The following is a 23,889-nucleotide window of genomic DNA, read 5'->3' as shown; positions in this document are numbered from 1 at the left end:
TGATAAGTGCCTGTTTGCGCGGAAGTAAAACACCGAAAATATTTATTTTTTCCACACAATTCATAAAGTTAAGAAAACATCGGTTACCGTTTTTCCCAAACGGAGTTCAAGGGTTTCCCCGCACAAAAACAGACCCCTGCACGTCGCCAGATCGCGCCATATCGGCGCATCCCCGGTCACTCGTTAGATAGATTCCGCCACCCATAACGCGAGGTGGGCCATTGGTGCATCCGCCCGTGATCATGCGATGCGTTCCTGTATCGACGTGATTTCACAACAGGCATCCCCATCAGGGACGCACCGATCCAATGACGGGACACTTCTGTCCATTTCAGGGACGCTCTCACGCGATTTGGTGCATTTCTCACCCATTTCGTGGGTACTCTGTCCGCTGCCTGGACAGTCCCGTCCTTTTTCCGGACATTCGTGTCCCGCATCTGCCCTCACCCGGGACCATGCCGGATCATCGCCGGCATCCGCCTTCGCGGGACTCCTGATTTCGTCTTCGTTCGGCACACACTCGCAAAATGGACATCCAACCCGTAAATCCTTGGGGTAGAAGTAGACCAGTCGATAGGCAGGACAAACCGGATTGGCGCAGGCTTCCATCAGCACGGGTGGACGTGGAGAGATGGCCGGCGTTATGGCATAGCCACGATAGAGGTGCGCATCCAGGATCAGCTGGTAGACCGTATTGATGTCCACCATAGGATGGTGATCGACGGTTTCCGTGTAAGACAGAAAGCCATCGTGCAATGCCAGATAATCCGATTTTGCCGGGGGATGCAGTGGGTCAGTCGTGCCTGTTGCGTGATACAGGATGGCGTTATAGGCTGAAGCGAGATGCATGGCGCGTGTCTTGATGCGCAAATGTTTCGAGGCAGACAATGGCATCTGCCCAGACGGAGAGTTTCGGTGGTTCAACGCGCGCCAGCGTGATTGCACATGCTCTATCAGCACGGCGCATTCATTGGCGCTGGTTTCACGAAAAATCTGACGCCAATAAGGCACCCGCAATCCCCATCGTACGAGCGCGTCGATGACTTCCGGATTTGCGATGCCGATCATGAACATCCTCCGCGACTCGCGTTCCGAGTCCTCGCACGGCCGATCGATAACGTCAGGCCCGCCAGCCGTTCGGCCTCAGCCTTGCGTAACCGCTTCCGCTTGGTTTCTGGCAGCGAGGCATTTCTGAAAAGCGTCTTCAGGGTTCGTTCTTCGGCCGGGGCGAGGCCGAGCCGAAGACACCAGGGCGCTTTTTCGGCGGCTTGCTCCGCCACTTCCGCGATGTCGTTGCCACACAGCTCGGACACCTCGCGCGCGATGTCCTGAGAGACACCGAACAGCAGAGCCGCGCGCTCCGCCCCCTGGGTAATCGCCACATCATGGATAGCCAGCAACTGAGCGCGCAAAAGGTTTCTGAGTATCTTCTTATGCTCGATAGTCAAGGTTTTCCCTCCATCCTCCTGATGAGATCACGCTACCCCCTGCCTCAGCCGCGTTTTTTCCCGAATGTCGCTCTATAGCGCGGCTTTTCATGAATTCCGTCTCTGTGCGGAGTTATTCGACTCGGATTCAGCGGGAACGATCACAGCCTACGGATTTCCCAGATAACGCAAGCCCTGTCCGGTTTTTGCGAAAAAGTGGCGATATCACGGTTATTTGGGTCACGGACAAGAGAGATGGCGCGTCATGCTGGCCTCGTCGTTCATCCACAAAGAGGCACGCCATGAAGTCACCCAGAAAGAAAGACATGCAGGTCAGCTATCCCGTCGCCATGACCCGACGCATTACGCTGCACCACAACCTCACGCAGACCCATTTCCAGCGATTCTTCCAGCAGGCCTCGGCGCGCATGGCATCGATCCAGGGGCTGCGGGTCAACGAGGACACGGATGAAGAAATCCTGCGCATCGAAGGCATGTTCAAGGAAATCATTGCCAAGGCCATCGAAACCCTGGGCGCTTCGCAGCAGCATTGGAAAGAACGCCTGGAAGGCGCCGGATTCGATCCTGACATGAGTAGCGTGCAGGGTGGACTCGAATTCGATGCACCGATCACCACCCCCTGGTCGAACAAGTACCTGGAGGTTTATCGACGCTGCGACGATGCGCTCATGCTCGTTGAAATGGCCTGGATTGCCGAGGAACTCGAGTCCGTCATCGACAAACGCAATGCCGTGGCGGAAGTCCGTAAGCCCCTGGTCGAGACGGCCCGCCAGATACAGCGTGCGGTCACCCAGGCATTTCAGGAAAGCCGCCAGCGCGACGAAGGGCGTAGCAAGAAGTCAGCCCGCGTCCCGGAAGCTTGGGGGAGAACGGACACTATGTGGCGGAAATCGCGCCGGAACTGGTCTCGCTGCTCGTCGATGCTCCGGCGAGCGATCCGGAACTGTTTCAGCGGATGCTGGAGGGTTTCAAGGACCAGTATCCGGGCAAGAAATTGCATGCGGCGCTGGACGCGATCGCCAAAATAAAGTTGACCTCCGCGACGCCGTCAGAATCCGAAGACACCGCTGTGGCCGACGCCAACACCGATGCCGAAGAATCCGATGAACCCGCTGTCGGGGCTGGATGATGCGCAGCGGGACGCCGCGCTAGCACAGGGGCACGCCCTAGTGCTGGCCGGCCCCGGCAGCGGCAAGACGCGCCTGCTGACCGCCAAGGCGCAGCACTTGCTGAGTACGCGCAGCGGCCGTCTCGTGGCCGTGTCGTTTACCCGTGAAGCGGCCAAGGAGATTGCGGCCCGCATCGGTACCGAATTTCGCGACCGCATCAAGACCGGCACGTTCCACGCCCTGGCACTGCAGCAGATCAAAGACCGTCGCCGTATCCTCGACGAAAGCGGACGCATTCATTATTTGCGCATGGTGCTGGATCGTGTGGGCAGCGATCTATCGCTCGATGATGCGTTGCAAGCAATCGACCGTTTCAAGGCCACGATGGCGCCGCCGCCCAGGACAGGCGAAGAATCCGAAATCTTCCGACGCTACGAGGCCGAACTCAAGCGACATGGCCTAAAGGACTTCCAGGACATACTCCGCGACGCGGTCAAGGGGATGCAGTCCGGGGCCGCTCGCCCGCTCGATGCCGCCTACCTCCTGGTCGATGAAGCGCAGGATATTGACGAGGTGCAGTACGAGTGGGTCATGTGTCATGTCCGAGCCGGCGTGGAAACCACCGTCGTGGCCGACGATGACCAGAGCATCTACGGTTGGCGACACGCGATGGGGTATCGCGGACTGGCCGCCTTCGAACGTTCGGCCAAAGCACGGCGCTTCCTGTTGAACGGCAATTACCGCTGCGGATGCGAGATCGTGTCGGCGGGGCTGTCTGTGATCCGGCACAACCAGGATCGGTACGACAAACCGATCATCGCCCGACGCGCGGAGAGCGGCGTCATCAGTACGCGCTCATTTGAAGATCGGCTAGCTGAGGCCGACGCGATTGTCGCGCGAATCATCGCCGAACCCGGCGAATGGGGCATCCTCGCGCGCACCAACCGCATGCTGGATCTGGTCGAACTCGCATTCAATTTTCATCGGCAACCCTTCGTGCGTCTTGGCGGCAAGTCATTTTGGGATCGCCCGCCGGCCGCCGCCATGCTGGCCTTTGCCGAGGACCTGGGGCGCGACGATATCGGGTCCGGTCTCTCCCGCCTGTCCAGCTTCGTAGAGGGCATCAGCGCACAAGACAAGCGAGCCCTGCACGATGGCGGCGAACCCGAGAATCCGGGATTGCGCACACTGACCCGCGCCGCACCCGAGTGGGCGTCATCCGCGGCCCAATCGCATCGCGCCAGTCTCGTGCTGCGCGGCCTGTTCAATTGGGTGGATAAACACTTCGACGACAAGCCCAAAGCCATCGCGCTGCCCGCCGTCGGGCATCTGATGAAGCTTCACGGCACGATCGGTCAGCGCATCGCCTTCGTCCGCCGCGCGCGGGAACTGTCTCCGGGTTCGAGCGATTCGCCTGTGCCGGTCCTGGCAAGCCTGCATGCCTCGAAAGGCCTTGAATGGCAAAACGTCTGGCTTATGGGATGCGAAGACGGGATCGTGCCGCACACCGATGCGCCGCTCAATGAGGAGCGGCGTCTTTTCTATGTCGGTATCACCCGCGCGAAAGATCGCCTGATCCTCTCACACGGACTCAAGGATGCCGTCGTTTCGCGCTTTGTGGACGAAATGCACTGACGGCTTGCCAGTTCTGGCGCCCGTGTTCAGCTATCGCCATGTACCGGAAACATTACGCACCCTGGTTCGGCAACCTCGCCACCATGACCGCGTGTCTTTTCGCAGGCACGCTCATGCTTGCCGAATGGAGTCTCGGGAATACCAGCGAAATGACGCCCGTGTATGGCGGCGCGCTGCTGCTTGTGGCCTGGTATGCCTACCGACAATATGTGAGACGGGCCTACGGCAAGGTTGTGGAACGACGCGCGCAGCGAGCGTTGAAACGGGCTGCGGCTCACACACACTGGCAAGCTCGGTTCAATGTGCCGTGCGCTTCCGGTGGCGATATTGACGCACTGCTGATCGGCGCAGACGGTCGACGCGTCTCAGTGGAAATCAAAAGCTGGAGCGGGCTCAGGGTGGCGCGCGGACAATTGGTCAAGCTCAACGGCAAGCCGCCATTCGGCGACCCGATTGGGCAGGCACTGCGCGAAGGGCAATCCACTGGGGCCTGGCCTCTGTTGTGGCTGCCTGCTGCCGGCAGGCGAGGACGTTTCACCTATCGGGGCGTCATGATCGTCATGGGCGACGCTTCGTATCTCATGCAGGTACTGGGCAGGTATTGAGCCTTGCTTCGGCTACCCAAGATCTTCACGAATAGTCTGGCCGGTGCGGTTTTCGGTGCGCTGGTGGCCTGGGTGGCCTGGGAGCCGCCGGACCTGTTCTTCATGCTTTGGCTGCTGCCTGTTGCCTGGGCCGGTCTGCCGGTTTCCGGCCGCCGCGCCATGATGTTGACCTATCTGCTGACCGCGCTTGCGCCGGTTACGGCATCGGTCAGCGAGTTCTACCCCGGTCCCTACTCATGGCTTGCGGGCATCGCTGCCTGGATCGTCGTCGCCCTGTTGCTTTGGACGCCCTGGGCCTTGCTGGCCCGTATGGGGCGATACGCCGGACTCGGCTGGGTCATTGGGCTGTTATTGACCGCAGTGCCGCCGCTGGGCGCCATCGGTATGGCTTCACCCCTGTTTGCCGCAACCGCCGTGTTTCCGGGATGGGGCATGTATGGCCTGGGCGCAACGATCCTGCTGCAAGCCGGGCTGGCATCGCCCCCTTTGAGGCTACGCGCTGCCGCCTTAGCCGGTTTGTTCGCAGCCGGCATCATTGCCTTGGTGCTCCCTTATGCCACGCCGCCCATGCCGCACGAATGGCAGGCCATCAATACCCAGTTAGGGCGCGAGCCGGATAGCGGCATGCACTGGATCGATCGACAGATCACACTTAAACATCGGGTCGCCGTGTGGATGGCGTCCGCGCCACCTGGCAGCACAGTGTTGCTGCCCGAGGGTATCGCGGGTACCTGGACGGGGTTGTCCGCCCTGGCCTGGGCGTCCATTGCCCATCAAGCGGCCAAAGCGCACGACACGATACTGATGGGCGTTACACTACCGCTACCAAACAACAAGCGCAGTGACGCGCTCTTGGCCTTGGGCGCCCACGGTGGCGTGCTCTCGGCCCGTCAGCCGGTACCGCTGAGTGAATGGAATCCGGCCACCCGGCGAAACTTCCCCGCCGATTGGACGCGGTTGGGCGGTTACCGGATCGGTCGAACGCGCGTTGTTCTGTTGATGTGCTATGAACAATTGCTCGTCTGGCCTGCTGCCTGGGCTATGGCGCCAGACCAGCATCCGCAAATTATCCTCGCCCCAGCGAATCATGGTTGGGCAGACTCAGGTTCAGTGGAAGATACGATTCAACGGAATGCGGCCATGGCCTGGGGACGACTCTATGGTGTGCCGGTGCTTATGGCGGACAATGGGCCAAAAAAAAGACCCCGAACCTCAACGAGGTCCGGGGTCGATAAAGTCTGAAATTTTTGTGCTGACTTCTGGGTGAAGTCCGCCCTGTGTCTCTGCATTGTCGCCGGATTTATTCACCTTAAGCGTGAAGCGAAATACTTCGCTCAGGAGAGCGACCAAGGCTTCGGCCTGGGTGTCAGTAAATCCTGCTGACCTCAGCTTTTTGAACGTAGCCAAGGTATCGAAGGCGTACATGTTTGCCATGAGGGGCTCCATGAGCGGCCGGATCAATCCGGCCGCTCTCTGTTTTTGAAGTGGTCGACGAAGGCTTTTGCGTTGTCTGCATAAGGCCCGAGATACCGGGCTTCGGCGCTTTGCCGAACCAGGATCATCAATTGCTGGCGGAAGCCCGGGTCGTGCTTGAGTCGTCGCTTGATCGCAACTCTCCAAGCGTTCAGATCGCCAGCTTCCGGCACGGAGAACGGATGATGCTCGTTCCGCGTCTCCGGCTCTGGCGAAGTGTCTATCACGAGGCTGTTGAAGATACCGCCCATGGTCAGAATCCCCATAGGTAGGTGTTTCGGAATCCTTCGACACCAAGATTCATGATGACATCGTTCCAATCGACGCTTTTCGCATCGCGAGGAATTGGCGTCTCGGGGAATCGTGCAGACACAAACAAGCCTTTGTCCTTGAGATTGCGGCTTAGGGCTTCCGCGGCCTGTTCGCCGGCCTGTTTGACATCCTTGTCGCCCCAGATGGTGATCTGCCGGGGACAGTGCTCGTCAGGCGGGGACCACGCCGACATCAGGCTGGTGTTGACCAGGCTCCAGACGGGGCGTTCTACAGCAATCGCGACTGAAAGCGCGGTTTCAATGCCCTCCGCAACGTCGCCTTGAGAGCCGAAATGTCCGCCTAGGCGAATGGCCGCCCCATCCTGCTTGCGGAAAAACGTGGTGGTCTTTCGTGGGCAGGATACCGGCGCCTTGCCGTGCCCATTTTTGGCGAGCCAAGACCGGTGCAGAAAGCAAGGTTTGCCATCCCGGTTGCGCGCGATCGCAAGCAGTGCCGGGAACCGATCGACTTCCCGTCCGCCCTCGAAATAAGGCAATTCCGGATGGTAGCGGACATCGCTCCCCAGATAAGGGTAGGCCAGATGCATGGGGATACCACGTTCATCCAGATAGCGGCGCAATGGCCATGTCATGCTTGCCCATACGGGCTTGCTGCTCTTCAAAGTCTGGACTGCGTCCGACAATGCGAGGCGGCGCTTTAGCGCATCCTCTTGTTTGAAGCGTTTCAGCAGTTTCTCTATCCGCACCCCGGATTCGGCCGGCAACCCGGCCAGCACCAGATCGACTCGCTGATAGGTTTCAGAGATGCTCCACCCGTACAAGGCGGAGAGCAGCACGAAACCATTGATAAACGAGCCACAGGTATTGCACACTGCCTGCCCGTACAGGCTGCGTCTAGGGTCCGCATAAAGCCTGAACCCATCGCGCCCACCATGAATCGGACAGGAGACATGCTTACCGTATTTGCCTAGCGCCGGCCCCAGATCGGGAGCGAGCGCGGCGAAGATATCAGGCCACCTCCCGGCAGCTCTCTCGCCGATCGGAACATGACGATATTCCGTCCGTTCCGGCAACGACTTCAGTTGTGCGCTCATACAACCTCCCGATGGTCCGTAGGTAACTGTTGCGTGCTTCCTCCTTGATGGATTCCATTGCTTCGAGCGTATCCATCCCGAATTCGCGGGCGTATTCCTCGACGCAACGGCGGAATGAAAAGGGATTCCCAGAATCCAGGCCCATCCAGTCGAGGATGTCCTCGAATGTCGATGTGCCGTTCCGTGGGTCCGCAAGATCCCGCATGCTGGTTTCCAGCAGTCGGGTCCTGACGATGTGTACGGCTTTCTCGTCCCAGTCGAAATATTCATCGCCCGAACCGAGAAGCAACATGCCGGCATCCGCGAACAGATCCGGCAGACTGTCATCCTGGTGTTTGTGCAGGACTCTCATGCTCTCTCCTTTCGGCCTGTGATGAGGCGGCCGATGCCTTGATGAAAGGAGATGCGCGCAGTCGCCGGAGCGAGAAACGCATTCGGAACGCGATGTTTCGAATACGGGCCAAGGGCCTAAGAGAAGCCTGCCCCGATGATTCGGGGCAGGCATGGAAGTTGGATTAGGCGGGGTCGTCCCCGCTTTCGTCGGAAGAACCGGCTTCGGCAGGCAATGCCTGTTTCCGGTTATCGAGTTCGCGCAACGCGTACGCAAGCTCGTCCTGGTTCTTGAAGCGATCTCGGAAATACTGTTCGGCGGCAGCCCACATACCATTTTCTGCGGCCTGGTTGAGCGCACGGGTCACGGTGTTCCGGGCCTTTTCACCGGCCTTCTCCGGGTCGCCTTCTTCAGGCGAATCAAGTGCATTGAGCGCCAGATGCTCGGGCGCCAGACCTTCCCCCTGTTCATTGAGCAGGTGGATGGCTTTGGCGAGGCGTCCGCCGCTGGCAGGCCAGGTCTTGCTGGCACGCTTGATGACCGTCTTCTTGATCATCTCGTCGGGCCAATCGGCCCACGGGCCCTTCTTGCTTTTGACCCAGGCCTGAGACATGTCGCGCGTCTTCCAGATTTCTGAGGCGCGCATGATCTCGGTCAGCCAACTGCCATCGGCCAGCTTGGCCACGCAGTAGGCGCCGATGAACTCTCCACGGTCGTCCTCGAACGGGTCGAAGACATGCTCCGGCAACTGGCCCGGGCCGAGTGATTTGAACTGGTCGTTCTTGTATACAAGCTCGGCCTTGGCCCACTGAATGCTGCCGATATCGACGGCGATCTTGATGAGTCCCCGGTACGAGATATCGAGCACGACCCGCCCGTCTCTCGGGACGAGATAGGCCAGCTTTTCGGCCGGATTCAAAGTCAGCCCGACGGCTGCGGAATTGAGCATGGCAAGCCGGAGACTCTGAGGATTCCTGGAAGCGGTATCCGCAAGAAAATCGTTCGTCATGCAGGCTTGCACGGCGAACACCTGTTCGGCGGAATAACTAAGTCCCGTCCCCGCGCCGCGCACGATATCGGTGTACGCGGCTTCGGTTTGGGCGATCATGAGCCGCCAAGCAGGCGGTTGAGTTTTTGCTGGGACGGCGTTCATGGATTTCTCCTGTTTGGTCAACGATTCCTAAAAACGTGCCATTCAGAACGGAATATCGTCGTCGAAGTCGAAATCCGGAGCGCCGGAATCGGCCGAATGACCGGCATGGGCGGGCTGAGGCGCCGAACGCGAATTTTGCTGATTCGCTCCGCGGTGCTTCTCACCGTCGTTGCCATTACCACCCGACGGCTGGCCAAGCATCTGCATGGATCTAACGACAACCTTTGTCACATATCGGGTCTGGCCGTCCTTCTCGTACTTGTCGGTCTGCAGCTTGCCTTGAATGAATATCTTCGAACCTTTCTTGAGATATTCACCCATGATTTCGGCTGTGCGTCCGAACGCAACGAGATTGAGCCATTCGGTCTTCTCGACCTGTTCTCCGGACTGTTTGTCCGTCCATTTCTCGCTGCAGGCGAGCGACACATTCGCGACCGGCATGCCGCTTTGTGAGTAACGGATCTCGGGGTCCTTTCCGAGGTTTCCGAGTGCAATGACCATTTGCATGGTTGTTTCTCCTTTTGGGGATTGAATAGGCCGGAGTAATAACGGTCCGGCTCCGCGTAAATCGCTTTTCGCGAAGCTTGTGAGCACCGTGAAAAGCGGGGCCGAAGGCCCCGCGGAAGCAGTGATTACCCGAGAAAGATTCGCTTTACGCGAATGACGGGAATAGCGATGACCATGCCGATAATGGTGGCAGTCATGAAAATGAGAGCGGTCATGTGAGTGTCCTCACGCCTTCCTCCGTTCGGGAAGGCATAATCAAGTTACGCGATCCCGGAACGACGGGGGTGTGAAGATAAATCACATAGGAAAAACTCTGGCTCGGCCGCTGGGCGAGTAAGAAATACCCACACGCTCACCCAAATGAAGCATCGATCCTTGTTCGACCACCGTTATCAACTGTCGGTCCGGCAGTTCTACCGTGACCTGTTGCGCCGGCCCTGTGGCTTGCTGTTGCACAGCATTGCCCACGGTGCCGCCCACCAGGGCGCCAACCGCACCAGCCAATAGTTGACCGAACTGACCAGAACCCTGGGCTGCGCCGGCTGCAGCAATGCCGCCGATACCGGCACCGGCCATGGTGCCGATGCTTTGCGTACCCGGATTGATGCGAACCATGGCGTCGTGAACCACAACACCGGTTTCCGTCTGCATGGCCCTAAGACCCGTGCCATACGATTGATACCCATAGCTCGCGCAACCTCCGAGAGAAATCAGCGCAGGCAGGGCAAGAAACAAAAGATATTTTTTCATGATGATTTCCTCGTGGGGCCACTACTCCCCAGGAGAAAAATAAATCCCGTCCACGTAGTGGATAGGAAGATTCCCCGTCGACAGGAGAATGCTCCCGCAGACGGGTGATATCCGGCGTGCACGCCGGATGATTGAGCCCGATTAAAGAGGGGCGGTCTTGTGGAAATCGACAGCCTTATCCGGCGGATAACGGATAGGGGTGGCAATGTCGGACATAGAAAAATCGGGAATGCCGCAGGATGCGGTAGATGGATATTCGCCAAACGGCGATATAGGTCATCACATTGAGCTTTGTTCCAGCCTGGATGCTGGAAGCGATATTCCGTGGCAAGGCCCACGGATGCCTTTTCCACTTTTAACGTATTGGCGCAAACAGATCAAGCGCCTCTTTCGAGACCCGCCACGGCGCGTCTGGAAAGCTGGCCCGGGATAATCCCCGGGCCAGAATAGAACAAGCTTACTGACAGGCTTCGCAGTCCGGATCAAGGATGGAACAAACCTTGGGTTCGTCTGCTTTTTCCGGCAAGGCTTCGACCCGCGTATTGGATTTTTCAACCTGAGTTGCCGCCTGGCTTCTCAGGTAATACGTCGTTTTCAGGCCGCGCACCCAGGCGAGCTTATACAGGTTGTCCAGCTTCTTGCCGGACGGCTCGGCCATGTACAGGTTGAGCGACTGGGCCTGATCGATCCACTTCTGGCGGCGCGATGCAGCCTCAACCAACCACCGCGGGTCAACCTCGAAGGCTGTGGCGTAGAGGGCCTTGAGGTCGTCCGGCACGCGGTCTATGGCGTTGACCGAACCGTCGTAGTACTTGAGGTCGTTGACCATGACCTCGTCCCACAAATCCCGCTGCTTGAGGTCCGCCACCAGATACCGATTGACGACCGTGAATTCTCCGGAGAGATTCGATTTGACGTACAGGTTCTGGTAAATCGGCTCGATCGACTGCGACACGCCGCAGATGTTGGAGATGGTCGCGGTCGGGGCGATGGCCATGGTGTTGGAGTTGCGCATGCCGCCCTTCACCAGTTCGCGAATGCGATCCCAGTCGAGCGTTGCGCTATCGTCCATATCGCAATATCCACCTCGCGCCTTGCTTACGTATCCCACGGAATCGATCGGCAGGATGCCTTTCGACCAGAGCGAGCCTGCAAACGACTCGTATGCACCGCGTTCCCTTGCCAGTTCGGCTGAGGCCTTGATGGCGTAGTAGGACACGGCCTCCATGGAGCGGTCGGCGAATTCGACCGCGGCCTCGCTGGCGTAGGGCAGGCGGAGCTTATACAGGGCGTCCTGGAAGCCCATGAGCCCTAAGCCCACCGGACGGTGGCGCAGGTTGGCGCGGTGCGCCTGGGGCACGCTGTAGTAGTTGTAGTCGATGACGTTGTCGAGCATGCGCATCGCGGTCTTGATGGTGCGCGCGAGCTTGGCGGTGTCCAGTCCCTGCTCGGTGACGTGCTGGGCGAGGTTGACGCTGCCGAGGTTGCACACGGCGATCTCGTCGTCGGAGGTGTTGAGGGTGATCTCGGTACACAAATTCGAGCTGTGCACGACGCCGACGTGCTGCTGCGGCGAACGCAGATTGCAGGGGTCCTTGAAGGCGACCCAGGGGTGCCCGGTCTCGAACAGCATGGACAGCATCTTGCGCCACAGGTCGACCGCCTTGAGCTTGCGGAAGACCTTGAGCTCGCCGCGCGCGGCCTTGGCCTCGTACTCGGCGTAGCGGGCCTCGAAGGCGGTGCCGACGAGGTCGTGCAGGTCGGGCGTCTCGTTGGGCGAGAACAGCGTCCACTCGCCTTCCTCGGCGACGCGCTTCATGAACAGGTCGGGAATCCAGTTGGCGGTGTTCATGTCGTGCGTGCGGCGGCGCTCGTCGCCGGTGTTCTTGCGCAGTTCGAGGAATTCCTCGACGTCGACGTGCCAGGTTTCGAGGTAGGCGCACACCGCGCCCTTGCGCTTGCCGCCCTGGTTGACCGCCACGGCGGTATCGTTGGCGACCTTGAGGAAGGGCACGACGCCCTGGCTCTTGCCGTTGGTGCCCTTGATGTGGGCGCCGAGGCCGCGCACGCGGGTCCAGTCGTTGCCGAGGCCGCCGGCGAACTTGGACAGCAGGGCGTTGTCCTTGACCGCGGCGAAGATGCCGTCGAGGTCGTCGGGCACGGTGGTCAGGTAGCAGCTCGAAAGCTGCGGGCGCAGGGTGCCGGCGTTGAACAGGGTCGGGGTCGAACTCATGAAGTCGAGCGAGGAGAGCAGCTCGTAGAACTCGACGGCCTTGGTCTCGCGGTCCACCTCGTTGATGGCAAGACCCATGGCGACGCGCATGAACAGCATTTGCGGCAGTTCGATACGCACCCCGTCATGATGAATCAGATACCTGTCCGCCAGCGTTTGCAGGCCCAGATAATCAAGCTTGAGATCGCGCTCCGGCTGGATGGCATCGGCCAGCGCTGACACATTGTAATCAGCCAGCACAGGGTCGATCAGTTCCAGACGTACGCCTTCACGGATGTATTGCATGAAACCGATCCGGTAAAGCGAAGCCATTTCCAGGCGCGACGGACGTTTGCCGGGCTCGATGAGCCGGCTGGTTGTTTCGGTGTAGAGGTTGTCGAGCAGCAATCGGCCAGCGACAAAGGCGTAATTCGGGTCGCGTTCGATCAGGGATCTGGCGCTCATGACGAGCGTCTGGTCCAAGTCCGAAATCGACATGCCTTCGTAGCAGCCTTTAACTGTCAATTCCCTCACGCGGGAAGGTTCGACGCCCGCGAGATTTTCGCAGGCGAGATTGATTCGACGAATCAGCATCTCGCCATCGAGTGGCATGACCTTGCCGTTCGCGTCCTTGATATGGATGGCAAGACCGGGATCGAGCAGGTCCTGCGGTTTCGGACGTTCGGCTGCGCGGCGTTCGCGATAAAGCACGTAAGCGCGCGCGACCTTGTGTTCTCCGGCGCGCATCAGCGCCAGTTCCACCTGGTCCTGGATATCCTCGATATGAGGTGTGCGGTCGGGGTGACGATCCAGTGCGGCCATCACGTCGTCGGTGATCGCAGAAGCGATCTCCTTGATGCGCCGGCCAGGTTCCTCACCCTTGCGGTTTTCGACATCGAGAAAGGCCTTGGTGACGGCAACCTCGATGCGGGTTCTGTCGAAGGGCACGATTGTGCCTTCGCGTTTGATGACGTTCATCATAGGTAAGCTCCGTTGGCTTTGATGTGACGGCAGCGCGCCGTCGGGCGGGGCGTTGGCCCTGTAAGCCGGTCCGCGCACGATGCGCGACGGGGTTACAGCCGGCGGGAGCCGGAAACGGAGAAAACGAGGTCTTAAAAGCACGAGACGCCGATAGGCGTCTCGCATGGATCAAACTTTCCAAACTGGCGAATCTATATCTCAAAAGCCACAAAAATCACGACAGATTGATTCTGCCGTGATTGTCGGTATTTGACGGGTCGCCATCGGCTGCGAGCTGCTCAGTCTTGCAGAGCGACGGCAAGATCGCGCGTGGCTATCTGCCCGCGGGGACAGAAGCGATGCAACCCGTGCTGAATGCCTCGTTGCCGGAGGCGTCCGGCAACGGCGTCGACCTGGTTGGGGCCGGTATACTCGAGTTCTTCTACAAGATCCACGGATGACACGATGTCGCGGGAACGCGCAAGCTGGCTAAGCCATGCCCGCGTAGCCGGCGTGAGATATAACGAAAGCATGATGCCTCCTTGTCCCGTCGTAGGCCGACGGGTGCGCTGAGTGGCGTGTGCCGGTGTCTTCTTCTGACCGGCGCATGTCACCCAGCGCGGAGGCTGCTCGAACGTCCCGCTATCGAATGCGGGAGAAACCAATCTACTCAATGTCCACGGTAGCGGCCCGTGGATGCCGTTGTTCACTAGCTATTATACATACCGCTTACTCGTCGTCACGTCAAGTCGGTCGATTCCCGGCCACATTGGCGCAACCCGATGCATGGCGATCCGGGGACGGGTTCCACGCATGGATACCTAAGAAACACGAATAAGCGTCTGATTTGAGGTTATTTAGACATCTGGCGCGGTTCCACGGGAAACACAATGTCGGCAAGCCCATTCCGGACTCGTCGCATGTCGCTATTTCTCGAACTCCCTTTCGTGCTTGGCCTTTGGTGCTTCACGGCCGCTGCCATGCTGTTGGCCGCATTCTTGTATGTTCGCCGAGCCTCGCGGCTCGATGACGAAGCGCGTAAGCGCGAGCGTGAAGCCTATGAAGCTGAGATCGCGGCGCAGCAACGCAGGGAGGTGCTTCTTGAGCGCTGACATCATTCGAGCCATTCCTGCCGTGCTGCGCGAGGTCGAAGAGCACCGGATATCCAGCCACGCCGCTTTGGAACTGCTCGGCGTCACCCATGAATCATCCGCCCTCGATACCGGACACGCGGATTTTATCGCGCAACAGTCGCATCCGGCGATCATCCCCTTCGCTGATCTGACCATCTATGCGCCCTCGCATGTGTATCACCCCTGGCCTCAATCGAGCACACATCTGATGCGCCAAGCCATCGGCGCGTCGCCGTGTCAAGCGGCCATTCTGGAAATCGGCTGCGGTACCGGGGCCGTCGGGTTGTCCCTGGCGCCGCCAGACGCCGGCAACGAACTCACGCTCTCGGACAACGATCCGGCGGCGCTGGCTGCTGCTGAAATCAACGCGATGGCGAACGAACGGTTTGCCCGCGTGGTGAAATCGGATCTTTTCTCCGCCTTCGAGACCGGCCGGCAATGGGACCTAATCGTGTTCAATGCGCCCCTGCTCTTTGCCGCGCCGGGTGGTCTTTGCCACGCGATGGCGATCGACACGGACGGCAAGCTCATCAAGCGGTTCATGCATGAGTTGCCCGCGCGCTTGAAGCCGGCCGGTAGCGCCTATGTTGCGTGGGCGGAAGGCCAGGGGCTTGACCTGCCCGTGCTGGCGGAGAAACAGAATTTAACCACGCAGGTGCGGGCAACCGACCGGCGCGGGAGCGGCATCGTCGTCAATATCCTGGAGGTGAAACATGCCTGACTATCAGGAGCTATCCGGACTTCGCGTCGACCTTTTCGACAAACTGCTCAGAGGATTCGATCGGCACGCGGTGTTGCTTGGGCGTCTACTGGGCAAATTTTCCCCGGAAGCCGGCAAGCTGTCCCTCAATGTCGCCAGCGCGGCAACACAGGCGGATACCGGCATGCTGTCCATTCCGTTTCCTATCCGCTTTGGCGCCAAGGCCATGCCCGAGGGGCTGCTTTCCATTTGGGTGTTCCCCGGAGAACTTCGTTGCGGCCTGCTCCTGCATGAAGAACTTGAAAAGCTCTGGTCGTCCAAATCGCGCGAGGAAACCTTCACGCAGGCCACCTCAACCGCCTGGTCGGGTAACGAACATCATGTCGAAGGTGACCCGGTGTTCTCGGTACAGCGACGGTCCTATTCCGGTGGACGCGGCGTCATGTACGACTGGCGCTTTACCGGCGCCTTCACCGATCCCGAGGCCTGGGTCGCGGCGCTACAGACTGACGCGGGCGCTGGCGTGTTCATCGATGCCGTCGAGTCCCGCGTCAGGCACGTCTGGTTTTCTGTCGCCGGCATGCTCGTCCGGGGTGGTTTCGACAACGAGGTGGTCGGCGCGCCCGACGCCGATGAATGGTTCCTGACTGTGCACGGTCCCGGACAACCGCAAGTCGTGCGCAAACATCTCCAGGAAATCGGGGCGGTTGCCGAATACGCGACGCCACGCATGAAGGATGTCTGGACCTATGTCGTGACTTCGCATGCCGATCCAGAATCGATCGCTCATCGTCTTGGCAAGGGATATGCGGTGGATTCGCAGTCCGCCCCGGAGACTGAGAAGATCGAGATTGATGCCTGAATCGGCACAATGCCACCCCACGAAAAATTTTCATCAGGCACATCGTTTGAACGTCGATGTTTGGCACGCACCGGATCAAGCAAGCTAGGCAAACAGCGCCGCGATACTAAGCAGTACGTTAATTACCCGACATTATTGATTGTGGATGTAGGCGAGGTTTTTATCCTGGAAAAAGCCTTTGACGATGTGAGTGAGCCGCTGCAGCCTGCGCAGAAATCGCGTGACCGTTTGGCGAAGCTGATCCGGGCCACTGTGGCGGACCTTGCCCAGGTGGTGCCGCTTGAGCCAGTTCCATACCCATTCGTCCGGGTTCAGATGAGGTGAGTACGCCGGCAGGATAAAGAGTCGGAGCCGACCCGCGGTGCCGTCAACGAAGTCCCTGACTTTGCGTGAGCGGTGCACCGGGTGTCCGTCGACGATCAGAAAGACCGGGGTGGTAGCCCCCTCGATCAGCCGTCCCAGAAAGTCGATGAACATAGGCGCCGTCAGGGTGCCGGTGAAGGTCATAAAGCGTAGCCCGCCTCGGGGGCTGACGGCCGAGATCATGTTCACGCCAAATCGAGCGCCGGTGGTCTCAATGACCGGCGTCTGACCGATCGGTGCCCAGGAGGTGCCGCTGTGGTGATCCGAACGCACGCTGGCCTCATCACCGAAGTAGATCGTGGCCTTCTCGCGCTTGGCCAGCCGGCGTATCTCGGGGTAGGCCACGGCCTGCCAATGCTCGACCGCTGCCTCGTCACGTTGATAGGCCCGGTGCAAAGGACGCTGTGGCGACAGCCCCAGCGTACGCAGCAGACGGCCCACCGACACCTCGCTGAGGCGTACCTTAAACTCGCGGCGGATGAGTTCGCGGACCATCGCACGCGTCCACAGAGCGAACTCGAACTTCAATTGCGTGGGGTTGTGCTCGGTGATGAGCCGGTAGAGCCGATCCAGCTGCCCGCCCCTGAGCTTCGGCTCTCGACCCTTGGCCTTGCGCTGGCGAAGCGCCTCAAGGCCGCCCTCGCGGTACGCCGCCAACCAGGCGTAAATCTGGCTACGATGAAAGCCCAAGGCCTGGATCACGACTTCGGGGCTTTCGCCGGCCTCGACCCTCATCACGGCTCGAATGCGAATGGCTTCCAGCGTGCTGCGATCAAGCTTGCGTCCGTCTAATTTCTCCATCCCTAAATCATATCATGTCGGGTTATCAATGTACTGCTTAGTATGTCCCATGGGCAGGAACAGCCGCAGCGGGGTTTGCTGGAACGGTTGGAAGTCAAAATACCAATAGAAACTTTCGGCTCGCTCATCCTTCGCATCCACGATTACCGCAATGGCCGCAATCTGCTGCGCTACTTCCAAACTGAGGCGCAGGGCGTCCACGAGAAGGAACTCCCCAACACCCTGGCCGCCGACCGAGCGGTCCACAGTGCGTATTTCGCGGTCATTCGGCCACTGATTTCACGCTGATTCGGCCACCCATTTCACGCGCATTCGGCCACCCGTTTCACGGCCATTCGGCCACCCGTTTCACGGCCATTCGGCCACCCCGTGGGCAGGGGGTGACGCAGGACATCATCCACTAGGATCGACCCTTTTAACGGAGCGAAGGGGTCGAGATGGAGCGATTGTCCATGCGCAAGATTCGAGAAGTTTTACGACTGCGGTTCGAAGCGCAGTTGCCCGCCCGCCAGGTCGCCGAGAGCGTGCGCATCGCCCGCAGCAGCGTGGCCGAGTACGAGCGACGCTTTGCTGTCTCGGGTTTGAACTGGCCGCTGCCGGCGGGCTTGAGCGATACCGAGATCGAGCGTCGTCTGTTCCCGCCCGCGTCGGCGGTACCGGCCGCTACGCGCCCACTACCGGACTGGCCGGTGGTGCATCAGGAACTGCGCCGTCCCGGCGTCACTCTGATGCTGCTGTGGGAAGAGTACCGGGCGGCTTACCGCGACGGCTTCGCCTATACGTGGTTCTGTACCCACTACCGCCGTTGGGCCGGCAAGCTCGATCGGGTGATGCGCCAGACCCATCGTGCCGGCGAGAAGCTGTTCGTCGACTATGCCGGCCAGACGGTCGAGATCATCGACCAACACACCGGTGAGGTGCGTACCGCGCAGGTCTTCATCGCGGTGCTCGGGGCCTCCAACTACACCTACGCCGAGGCGACCTGGACACAGACGCTACCCGACTGGATCGGTGCGCATGTGCGGGCCTTTGAGTTCCTCGGCGGGGTGAGCGAGGTCGTCGTCCCGGATAACCTGCGTAGCGGCGTCAGCAAGGCGTGCCGTTATGAGCCGGACCTCAACCCCAGCTATGCGGAACTGGCCGAGCACTATGGCGTGGCGGTCGTCCCCGCACGCGTGCGCAAGCCGCGCGACAAGGCCAAGGTCGAGAACGCCGTGCTGGTGGTCGAGCGCTGGATCCTCGCCGCCTTGCGTCATCGCACCTTCTTCACGTTGAAGGAACTCAATGCCGCGATCGCGACCCTGCTGGAGCGGCTCAACAACCGCCCGTTCAAGAAGCTGCCCGGCACACGCCGTGAGGCCTTCGAACAGATCGATCAGCCCGCCCTGCGGGTGTTGCCCGCCACGCCCTATGTGTTCGCCACCTGGAAAAAGGTCCGGGTACACATCGACTACCACGTCGAGGTCGACGGCCATTACTACTCAGTGCCGTACGCCCTGGTCAGGCAACAGCTCGATGCCCGGCTGACCGCCCATACCCTGGAGTGCTTCCACAAGGGCCAGCGCGTCGCCAGCCATGTACGCTCCCCGGCCAAGGGCCGTCACACCACGATCACCGCGCACATGCCCAAGGCCCACCGTGAGTATGCCGAATGGACGCCGCAGCGACTGGTGCGCTGGGCCGAGAAAAGCGGTCCGGCCACCGCCGGGGTGATCAGCCAGGTCCTGTCCCGGCCGCATCCCCAGCAAGGCTTCCGCTCTTGCTTAGGGATCATGCGCCTGGGTGAACGCTTCGGTCAGGATCGCCTCGAAGCCGCCTGCCAACGCGCCCTGCTGCTCGGCGCCTGTCGCTACAAGAGCCTCGAATCGATCCTCAAGCGCGGTCTCGATCGCCAGCCTCTGCCCGAACAACAGGCACTGTCCTTACCCGAGGCGCACGACCATCTGCGTGGCCCCGGCTACTACCACTGATCCTTCACCCATCCAACAAGGGACACACACCATGTTGCACCATCCCACCCTGGACAAGCTCCAGCAACTGCGCCTGACCGGCATGCACAAGGCGCTGCGTGACCAACTCGCCTTGCCCGAGATCGAAGACCTGAGCTTCGAGGAACGCCTCGGCCTACTCGCCGACCGCGAACTGACCGAGCGTGAGGATCGCCGTCTACAGACGCGGTTGCGCCAGGCCAAGCTCAAACAAAACGCCTGCCTGGAGGACATCGACTACCGCACCCGGCGTGGCCTCGACAAAGGCCTGATCACCCAACTGGCCACCGGCCAATGGATCCGTGAGGGTCTCAATCTGCTGCTCCTGGGTCCCACCGGCGTGGGCAAGACCTGGATCGCCTGTGCACTCGCCCAGCAGGCCTGTCGGCAGGGTTTTACCACTCGCTACCTGCGGGCCCCCAGGCTGTTCGAGGATCTGCAACTCGCCCACGCCGATGGGCGCTTCCCCAAGCTCATGGCCAGCCTCGCCAAAACCGACTTGATCGTGCTCGACGACTGGGGCCTCGGCCCGCTGGACGCCACCGCACGGCGTGATCTGCTGGAACTGCTCGACGACCGCCACGGCCAGCGCGCCACGCTCGTGACCAGCCAGTTACCGGTCGAGCACTGGCACGAGATCATCGGCGATCCCACCCTAGCCGATGCCATCCTCGACCGCCTCGTGCACAACGGCTATCGAATCACCCTCAAGGGCGAATCAATGCGCAAACGGCGAGCCAGGAACTTGACCGTCTCCACCGACTCCGAGTAACAATGCAAACCCTGCGTCGCTTCGCTCCGACTGCCCCGGCCGAATCACCGTGAAACAGGTGGCCGAATAAATGCGAAACAGGTGGCCGAATCACGCGAAATACGCAGTCCACAGCCAGCCTGCCGAGCAACGTGACCGGCAGTTGCCCGTAACGCGGAAGCCGCTTCATCAGTTCCTCCGGTAGCTCGCCAACCGGGATGATGGATGAGGACAGCGTGTAGAAACCGAGCACTTTCGGGCTACCCGGCTGCGTCAGCACGAAAGGCGCGGCGACGCGCTTTTCAGCGTCTTGCCTCGCCTGCTTGCACAGATAGCGATTCAGGTCTTCGTTACCGCAATCGAAGGACTTGCGGTCGTGCGCCTTCTCAAGCGGATGGATGTGCTCTCTCTACGCTGGGTGCCCTCAAACAATCACCGGCAGTCGTGCCCTCTCTGTTTGCACTAGAGGTTTCCAACGTGGTTGCCAAGCTTGAATCTAAAGCGGTTGTGACCGAAACCGACTCGCAGCGGTACATTGCGGTGCTTGAGCGCCTTAACATCTCAGTTGACCAAGCCACAGCAGCACAGGCCCTGGGCGATACATTGAATCTCGCTCGCCGTTATAAATTCTCGTCCTACGATGCGGCTTATCTGGAGTTGTCACTACGGACAGGCTTGCCGTTGGCAACACTTGATGCAGGCTTGGAGAAGGCCGCCACAGCCGCAGGCGTTTCAATTTTTGGCGCTCAGAATTCCAACCAAAGTACTTGAGAGAGCGAACGACTGCTTTCGATTTGGATAAGTGCGTGCTTACGATCAGCGACAGTCAGGTAATTTAACGTAACTCCACCCAACACGTTGTGTAACGCTGTGAATGTAATTCATTAATCGCAGGCGCCGACTTGTGGGGCGCTGCCGCAGAGCGACCCGTCCGCTGCGGCTACCTCGGCGCCCACACAAGCCGAATAACGCTACTCACGGACATTATTATCCACAGGGAAAGGATGGGAGATATTGGCCAAATAAAGACTGCCCTGTTATTCATGTTTTTTGGGCATGAGTGAGTAGTTACATGTAATTGACACGGTCTCGCAATTCCTTCCCGGGTTTGAAGTGTGGCGCGTGTTTACCGGGCACCGAGACCTCAGAGCCGTCCCTTGGATTTCGACCGATACGAGGCAGGTTATAACGCACGGAAAAGCTACCGAATCCACGAATCTCTATTCGATCGCCCGATTCGAGCGCTGCACTCATTTGCTCCAACAGGCACTTTACCGCAAGGTCGACATCGTTTGTATTCTTCAAATACTCATGTTTTTTGGCGATGACACTGATCAGTTCGGCTCTTGTCATGAAATAACCCGTCGCGTTCTTGTTTTAATGAATTCACTGACTTTCTTGGATGAATTTAGTAATGATAGCGACACTGGGCGATCAATATCGAATTTCCCTGGATGGCATAGACAAGACGATGCTCATCGTTGATCCGACGTGACCAGAACCCAGAGAGATTATGCCTTAGCGCCTCGGGTTTCCCAATCCCCTCGAAAGGCGAACGCTGAATCGCCTGAATCAATCGGTTAATGCGCTTAAGAACGGCTTTGTCGTTTGCCTGCCAGAACAGGTAGTCCTCCCAAGCCTCATCGGAGAATTTAATCGGCATCGACGAGGCTTCTTGCCTTCCCTCCATTGGTGGCCAGTTGTTCTATGGAGGCTAACAAACGTTTGGCGTTTCTTGGGCTACGCATCAGATAGGCGGTTTCTTCCAGCGCGTTAAAGTCCTGCAGTGACATCATCACCACGGGCTTTCCGTTCTGGCGTGTAATCAGTACAGGCGTGCGATCATCGTCAACTTGATTCATGACCTTCGCCAAATGCTGGCGGGTATAGCTGTAGGTGATAGCGTCCATGGCGGTCCTCAGTGTCTCTGAGCATTGTACTCAATATAGTACAATGCAAAGCAACATACAATCGACACCCACCCGGGGCTTCAACACTTGAGAGCACGAGCCATGCAGCCATCCAACAAATATCCCGCTGAAGTTCAGTTCGAGAGCAAGCTGTTCTAGCGAACTCTTTTGAAGCGAGAGACCAGCGAGTCCAAATCGCCGGAGAGGGTAATCAAGTCGTCAGACAGATCGCGAGATTTTATGGCCGAATCGTTTATGCGTACCGCCCCATCGCGAATATGAACCACATTCTGATTAATCTCTTCCGCAACCGCACTCTGCTCTTCTGTGGCCGTGGCGATTTGTGTGCTCATGCTACTGATTGTCTCGACTGCCTCTGAAATGGCCGATAAGGCCGCGGTCACATCCCCGACCCGCTGGACACCTTCATCCGACATTGCACGGCTGGTGCGCATGTTCTCTGCACTGTTACTGAGTGTTTTCTTGAACTCTCCCAGCTGCGCGCGTATGTCTTTGGTTGCTTGATTCGTTTTCTTGGCGAGATCGCTCACTTCACTAGCCACGACTGCAAACCCACGCCCATGTTCACCGGCCCGCGCCGCCTCGATCGAGGCATTGAGTGCTAGCAGATTAGTTTGCTCGGATATCTTGGTAATGAGATCCGTTACTTTGTAGATGCTTTCGCTATTGGCCAGAAGTTGTTCCATTGCGCCCGCCGCAAAGGTAATCTGTTCTGCAATCTGTCCGATCACGGCTGAAAAGTCGTTGGCCACACGCGTGCCATTTTCTGTCTCTCTCCTGGACTTTTGAGCCGCATCAGCCGCTGCAGTCGTATTACGCGCGACCTCAAGGAAAGTGGCTGCCATTTCGTTCATGGCAGTCGCCAGCTGGTCGGTTTGGTTGTGCTGAAGATTGACCTGTTCAACTACGCGCCCCAACTCCAGGGCGGAGGCCTCTGCAGCCTCGCGTAACTTCTCGGCTTCTTCGCCCAATCGACCGAGGATTGTGTGTTGACCGGCCTGCAGAAGGCGAATCGCAAGTTCGATCCGCCCAGGTTCTCCTTTCTGTCCGCTGTAGACCGCCTGCATAATCGGGTTGTCGACCACCTCTTGCCGAATCCAGTGATCCACTTTTCTCAAGGGCCGGGAAAAAAACCAGGCAAAAAAAACGCTGAGGATGCCGACCAGCACATCACCGATCGTCAGCATGGTGCGCGAGAATGGCAGCAACGTCAGTGCCACGATCAGCAGTGATGCCAAGGCTCCCGTGAGCTGCATGCGATTCAGCACACTGTCCAGCCAACGCACCTGACCCAGCTTTGCAGCAACCTTGCCGGCCTGCTCAGATGAAACCCCGGTGCCGTCTCGGGTAGCCGCAGGACCTAGACGCTTATACAGATTTTCAGCCCGCGCCCGATCTTCCGATTGGGGTCGTACACGGACCGACTCGTAGCCAATGCAAGAGCCCTTTTCGTAAACCGGTGTGATGTATGCATCGACCCAGTAAAAGCCTCCGTCCTTGCTGCGATTCTGTACCAACCCCATCCATGGGCGCCCGGCCTTGATGGATGCCCACAGATCAGAAAAGGCCGCCTGCGGCATGCTCGGATGGCGGACGACGTTATGACTTTTACCTATCAATTCATTGACCGGAAAGCCAGCAACTTTGGCGAATGCTTCGTTGCTGTAGCGAATAACACCAGCGAGATCGGTAGATGAAATCAGTAGTTCATCCGGTCTAAAGGTGTGCTCGGTGCGGTTGATTGGGAAGTTTTTTTTCACTTATATGCTCTCGAGGTCGCGGTGAAAATACCATGCATTGAGTAATCTTAT

27 protein-coding genes are annotated in these 23,889 nt (G+C 59.1%); 10 read left to right on the top strand and 17 right to left on the bottom strand.

Annotated elements, in window-relative coordinates:
• Positions 1-240 precede the first annotated feature (240 nt).
• Both BI364_RS07320 and BI364_RS07315 read right to left on the bottom strand, forming a co-directional pair.
• Positions 241-1,068 carry a hypothetical protein gene (locus tag BI364_RS07320; RefSeq protein WP_156782655.1) on the bottom strand — a complete coding sequence of 276 codons (828 nt, stop codon included), beginning with the start codon at positions 1,066-1,068 and terminating at the stop codon, positions 241-243.
• Entirely contained in the window at positions 1,065-1,448 is a 384-nt protein-coding gene (locus tag BI364_RS07315; protein ID WP_070078183.1) for a hypothetical protein, read from the bottom strand. The genes BI364_RS07320 and BI364_RS07315 overlap by 4 nt, the downstream gene beginning before the upstream one ends.
• Positions 1,449-1,729: 281 nt before the next feature.
• On the opposite strand from BI364_RS07315, the gene BI364_RS07310 reads away from it, so the two are divergent.
• The 4 genes from BI364_RS07310 to BI364_RS07295 all read left to right on the top strand — a co-directional run bounded on the left by BI364_RS07310 (position 1,730) and on the right by BI364_RS07295 (position 6,039).
• Positions 1,730-2,476 carry a hypothetical protein gene (locus BI364_RS07310; RefSeq protein ID WP_070078182.1) on the top strand — a complete coding sequence of 249 codons (747 nt, stop codon included), beginning with the start codon at positions 1,730-1,732 and terminating at the stop codon, positions 2,474-2,476.
• Between the two features lie 75 nt (positions 2,477-2,551).
• Entirely contained in the window at positions 2,552-4,192 is a 1,641-nt protein-coding gene (locus BI364_RS07305; protein WP_197495936.1) for an ATP-dependent helicase, read from the top strand.
• A gap of 38 nt (positions 4,193-4,230) precedes the next feature.
• Positions 4,231-4,797 carry a nuclease-related domain-containing protein gene (locus BI364_RS07300; protein WP_070078180.1) on the top strand — a complete coding sequence of 189 codons (567 nt, stop codon included), beginning with the start codon at positions 4,231-4,233 and terminating at the stop codon, positions 4,795-4,797.
• Positions 4,798-4,800: 3 nt separating this feature from the next.
• Positions 4,801-6,039 (top strand): carbon-nitrogen hydrolase family protein, encoded by a 1,239-nt coding sequence (locus tag BI364_RS07295; RefSeq protein ID WP_070078179.1) that lies wholly within the window; start codon positions 4,801-4,803, stop codon positions 6,037-6,039.
• Here the strand turns inward: BI364_RS07295 and BI364_RS07290 are convergent.
• From BI364_RS07290 to BI364_RS17835, 9 genes are all read right to left on the bottom strand, one after another.
• Entirely contained in the window at positions 6,010-6,231 is a 222-nt protein-coding gene (locus BI364_RS07290; protein ID WP_145930829.1) for a hypothetical protein, read from the bottom strand. The two genes, BI364_RS07295 and BI364_RS07290, sit on opposite strands and share 30 nt — an antisense overlap.
• Positions 6,232-6,254: 23 nt before the next feature.
• Positions 6,255-6,521, bottom strand: a complete 267-nt coding sequence (locus BI364_RS07285) for a hypothetical protein (protein ID WP_156782654.1) — start codon at positions 6,519-6,521, stop codon at positions 6,255-6,257.
• Between the two features lie 2 nt (positions 6,522-6,523).
• Entirely contained in the window at positions 6,524-7,636 is a 1,113-nt protein-coding gene (locus BI364_RS17315) for a DUF7146 domain-containing protein (protein ID WP_197495934.1), read from the bottom strand.
• Positions 7,551-7,988, bottom strand: a complete 438-nt coding sequence (locus BI364_RS18295; RefSeq protein WP_070078176.1) for a hypothetical protein — start codon at positions 7,986-7,988, stop codon at positions 7,551-7,553. Before BI364_RS18295 ends, BI364_RS17315 begins: the two co-directional genes overlap by 86 nt.
• 163 nt (positions 7,989-8,151) lie before the next feature.
• Positions 8,152-9,120: a RecT family recombinase gene (locus tag BI364_RS07270; protein WP_083251226.1), complete on the bottom strand. Its 969-nt coding sequence runs from the start codon at positions 9,118-9,120 to the stop codon at positions 8,152-8,154.
• Positions 9,121-9,162: 42 nt separating this feature from the next.
• Complete coding sequence (locus BI364_RS07265; RefSeq protein WP_070078174.1) at positions 9,163-9,627, bottom strand: single-stranded DNA-binding protein; 465 nt, start codon at positions 9,625-9,627, stop codon at positions 9,163-9,165.
• 297 nt (positions 9,628-9,924) lie between these two features.
• A complete protein-coding gene (locus tag BI364_RS07260) occupies positions 9,925-10,377 on the bottom strand; it encodes a hypothetical protein (RefSeq protein WP_070078173.1) in 453 nt (150 codons plus the stop codon).
• A gap of 457 nt (positions 10,378-10,834) precedes the next feature.
• Positions 10,835-13,648 carry a ribonucleoside-diphosphate reductase subunit alpha gene (locus BI364_RS07255; RefSeq protein ID WP_456049113.1) on the bottom strand — a complete coding sequence of 938 codons (2,814 nt, stop codon included), beginning with the start codon at positions 13,646-13,648 and terminating at the stop codon, positions 10,835-10,837.
• A 200-nt stretch (positions 13,649-13,848) separates the two neighbouring features.
• Entirely contained in the window at positions 13,849-14,082 is a 234-nt protein-coding gene (locus BI364_RS17835; RefSeq protein ID WP_156782653.1) for a hypothetical protein, read from the bottom strand.
• Positions 14,083-14,469: 387 nt separating this feature from the next.
• Between BI364_RS17835 and BI364_RS18290 the strand changes: the two genes are divergently transcribed.
• The 3 genes from BI364_RS18290 to BI364_RS07240 are packed head-to-tail and all read left to right on the top strand — an operon-like array spanning position 14,470 to position 16,244.
• Positions 14,470-14,661 carry a hypothetical protein gene (locus tag BI364_RS18290; protein ID WP_070078172.1) on the top strand — a complete coding sequence of 64 codons (192 nt, stop codon included), beginning with the start codon at positions 14,470-14,472 and terminating at the stop codon, positions 14,659-14,661.
• A 22-nt stretch (positions 14,662-14,683) separates the two neighbouring features.
• Positions 14,684-15,403, top strand: coding sequence for a methyltransferase (locus tag BI364_RS07245; protein WP_197495933.1), 720 nt, complete (start codon positions 14,684-14,686; stop codon positions 15,401-15,403).
• Complete coding sequence (locus BI364_RS07240) at positions 15,396-16,244, top strand: hypothetical protein (RefSeq protein WP_070078170.1); 849 nt, start codon at positions 15,396-15,398, stop codon at positions 16,242-16,244. Before BI364_RS07245 ends, BI364_RS07240 begins: the two co-directional genes overlap by 8 nt.
• 132 nt (positions 16,245-16,376) lie before the next feature.
• Here the strand turns inward: BI364_RS07240 and BI364_RS07235 are convergent, their stop codons facing one another.
• Positions 16,377-17,408: an IS630 family transposase gene (locus tag BI364_RS07235; RefSeq protein WP_070078169.1), complete on the bottom strand. Its 1,032-nt coding sequence runs from the start codon at positions 17,406-17,408 to the stop codon at positions 16,377-16,379.
• A 12-nt stretch (positions 17,409-17,420) separates the two neighbouring features.
• Complete coding sequence (locus BI364_RS17310; protein ID WP_197495931.1) at positions 17,421-17,609, bottom strand: hypothetical protein; 189 nt, start codon at positions 17,607-17,609, stop codon at positions 17,421-17,423.
• 236 nt (positions 17,610-17,845) lie between these two features.
• On the opposite strand from BI364_RS17310, the gene istA reads away from it, so the two are divergent.
• The 3 genes from istA to BI364_RS19125 all read left to right on the top strand — a co-directional run bounded on the left by istA (position 17,846) and on the right by BI364_RS19125 (position 20,918).
• Entirely contained in the window at positions 17,846-19,378 is a 1,533-nt protein-coding gene (gene istA, locus BI364_RS07225; RefSeq protein ID WP_083251223.1) for an IS21 family transposase, read from the top strand.
• A gap of 31 nt (positions 19,379-19,409) precedes the next feature.
• A complete protein-coding gene (gene istB, locus BI364_RS07220) occupies positions 19,410-20,168 on the top strand; it encodes an IS21-like element helper ATPase IstB (protein WP_070078167.1) in 759 nt (252 codons plus the stop codon).
• Positions 20,169-20,372: 204 nt separating this feature from the next.
• Positions 20,373-20,918: a type II toxin-antitoxin system VapC family toxin gene (locus BI364_RS19125; protein ID WP_407639337.1), complete on the top strand. Its 546-nt coding sequence runs from the start codon at positions 20,373-20,375 to the stop codon at positions 20,916-20,918.
• 297 nt (positions 20,919-21,215) lie between these two features.
• Here BI364_RS19125 and BI364_RS07210 read toward each other — a convergent pair whose 3' ends face one another.
• From BI364_RS07210 to BI364_RS07195, 4 genes are all read right to left on the bottom strand, one after another.
• Positions 21,216-21,500 carry an integration host factor subunit beta gene (locus tag BI364_RS07210; protein WP_070078166.1) on the bottom strand — a complete coding sequence of 95 codons (285 nt, stop codon included), beginning with the start codon at positions 21,498-21,500 and terminating at the stop codon, positions 21,216-21,218.
• A 55-nt stretch (positions 21,501-21,555) separates the two neighbouring features.
• Positions 21,556-21,810, bottom strand: a complete 255-nt coding sequence (locus tag BI364_RS07205; protein ID WP_070078165.1) for a Txe/YoeB family addiction module toxin — start codon at positions 21,808-21,810, stop codon at positions 21,556-21,558.
• Entirely contained in the window at positions 21,800-22,057 is a 258-nt protein-coding gene (locus tag BI364_RS07200) for a type II toxin-antitoxin system Phd/YefM family antitoxin (RefSeq protein ID WP_070078164.1), read from the bottom strand. The genes BI364_RS07205 and BI364_RS07200 overlap by 11 nt, the downstream gene beginning before the upstream one ends.
• Positions 22,058-22,212: 155 nt before the next feature.
• The gene (locus BI364_RS07195; protein WP_070078163.1) at positions 22,213-23,838 is read right to left on the bottom strand and encodes a methyl-accepting chemotaxis protein; all 1,626 of its coding nucleotides are present in this window, start codon (positions 23,836-23,838) and stop codon (positions 22,213-22,215) included.
• Positions 23,839-23,889 lie beyond the last annotated feature (51 nt).

Origin of the sequence: Acidihalobacter yilgarnensis (assembly GCF_001753245.1) — a bacterium.
GTDB classification, from domain to species: Bacteria; Pseudomonadota; Gammaproteobacteria; order DSM-5130; family Acidihalobacteraceae; genus Acidihalobacter; species Acidihalobacter yilgarnensis.
The sequence above is the reverse complement of the archived record's forward strand: the minus strand, read 5'-3'. Positions and strand labels throughout refer to the sequence as shown.